Source organism: Mycobacterium sp. (assembly GCF_049673265.1).
Taxonomy (GTDB): Bacteria; Actinomycetota; Actinomycetes; order Mycobacteriales; family Mycobacteriaceae; genus Mycobacterium.
In genome coordinates, this window is record NZ_JBATXN010000154.1 from 1 (window position 1) to 2014 (window position 2014).

General features: G+C 62.0%; 2 protein-coding genes. Both read right to left on the reverse strand.

The genetic code is table 11. The features are described from left to right. Positions 1-150: 150 nt before the first annotated feature. Positions 151-1452 carry an SLC13 family permease gene (locus WBF82_RS05445; protein ID WP_424382065.1) on the reverse strand — a complete coding sequence of 434 codons (1302 nt, stop codon included), beginning with the start codon at positions 1450-1452 and terminating at the stop codon, positions 151-153. Positions 1453-1507: 55 nt separating this feature from the next. After that, positions 1508-1951, reverse strand: coding sequence for a CBS domain-containing protein (locus tag WBF82_RS05450; RefSeq protein ID WP_424382066.1), 444 nt, complete (start codon positions 1949-1951; stop codon positions 1508-1510). Positions 1952-2014 lie beyond the last annotated feature (63 nt).

A 2014-nucleotide genomic window follows, 5' to 3' on the forward strand; every position in this document is an offset into this window, starting at 1 on the left:
CGCATCTGAGTCGATATTGACGACTGGGAACTTCTCGTCGATTTCCTCTGCCTGCACACCGACACAATACTTGCGCCGGGATGCTCCGGTGATCGGGATCGCCGTCAGGATTTCGTACGCTTCGCACGACCGTCGCTGGCGCGGACCGGGCTAAGTGAAGGCGAAGTAACGCAGCCACAGGTAACTGATGGAAATCGCAAACGAGACCGCGATCACCACGGCCCCTCGTTTGGTGAAGTCCCAAAACGGTACCGGGTTGCCTGCGCGCTCCGCGATTCCGACCACGACGATGTTCGCGCTGGCCCCGATGGCGGTGAGGTTGCCACCGAGGACGGTGCCCAGGATCAGGGCCCACCACAGCACGCCGGAGTTGGCGTGGCCATGAATGGAGTCGGCGAACTCGGCGACGATCGGTGTCATGGTGGCGGCATACGGAACGTTGTTGACAAAGCCGCTGAATAGGAACGACACCCCGAGGATCAGTATTGTCGTCAGCCATTCATTGCCGCCGGTCGCGTGGCTGGCCGCATGGGCCAAGTTGCTGATGACACCGGTCCGCACCAGGGCGCCGACCATGATGAACAGTCCCGCGAAGAACAGCAGCGTCTCCCACTCGACGCTGGACAGGTAGAACTCGCGGGTCAGGCCGGAGATGATGATAAGGATGCCGGCTCCGGTCATCGCCACCAGTGACGGCTCCATGTGGATCACGTGGTGCGCGACGAACCCGGTGAACACCGCGACCAAGACAATTCCGCATTGAATCAGTAGCTTGCGGTCGCGGATCGCTTCGCTCTGGTCGAGCGACATGACATCAGCGACCCGGTCGGGATCGACGGTGAAGAAACCCGGGAAAAGGCGGGGCAGCAGCAGCAGCAGTGCGGCGAGCACGATGACCACCGGCGGCCCCATGTTGGTCAAAAACGAGATGAAGCTCAGGTGCGCTCCGGTACCGATGATGATGCTGGTCGGGTCACCGACCAGGGTTGCCGCGCCACCGATATTGGCGGCGAACGCCTCGACGATCAGGAATGGCACGGGGCTGATCGCCAGCCGGTCACACACCAGCAGGGTGACCGGTGCGATCAACAACACGGTGGTCACGTTGTCCAGGAAGGCCGAACCGACCGCGGTGACCAGCACCAGCAGGATCATGATCCGCAGCGGTGAGCCCTTAGCGCGTTTGGCCGACACGATCGCGATGTATTCGAATACGCCGGTCTGGCGGACCACGCTGACGATGATCATCATCCCGAGCAGCAAAAAGATGACGTCCCAGTCGATCCCGGTGTCGCGGGAGTAGAAGACCTCATCGGAGTTAATCACCGGCAAGAAGAACACGGCCACCGCGCCGGCCAGTGCCACCATGGTCTTGTTGAAACGCTCGGTGGTGATCAACGCGTAGGCGATCACGAAGACCGTCGCCGCGTAGATGGAGTGCACGAGGTTCATCGGTTGTCCTGCCGTCGGGCACACGCCCGGCTGGACACGTGCGGCGAAAGGGCGCTCAAGATTTCAGCGCCGCGGCTAGCAGGTGTGACGCGGTGATCACACCATGCAACTTCCCGTTCTTGGTGACCGCGATCAGCGGACTTCGCGCCAGCGCCATCTCCGCGGCCACCTTCGTGATGGTGGCGCGCGCATCGACCGACGGAATCTCACGCAGATAGTCGGGCAACACGTCGCCGACCGTCTTTCCCGCCAAATTCCGCATGGCCTCCTCAGGAGTCGAATCGCCAAGGACGCCGGCCAGCGTCAGATCATCCTGCACATACCGCGGCAGAATGAATCGCAGCATCGCGAAGGCCGGCAAAACCGCGTACGGGTTCCCGGAAGTATCGGTGACCAGGAGGCCGGGCAGATGGTGCTCGGCGATCATGCGTGCAGCGTCGACAGCATCGGAGTCAATGGGCACGATTGGGAACTTCTCTTCGAGTTCCTCTGCCCGCACACGGACACAATACTGAACCCCGGTGCTTTGCGTGCGCTGGCGGGCAGGCTAACTGAAGGCGAA

Bases quoted from the DNA above. Each gene is read 5' to 3' on its own strand.
- WBF82_RS05445 (WP_424382065.1), bottom strand. From the start codon at position 1,452: ATGAACCTCGTGCACTCCATCTACGCGGCGACGGTCTTCGTGATCGCC.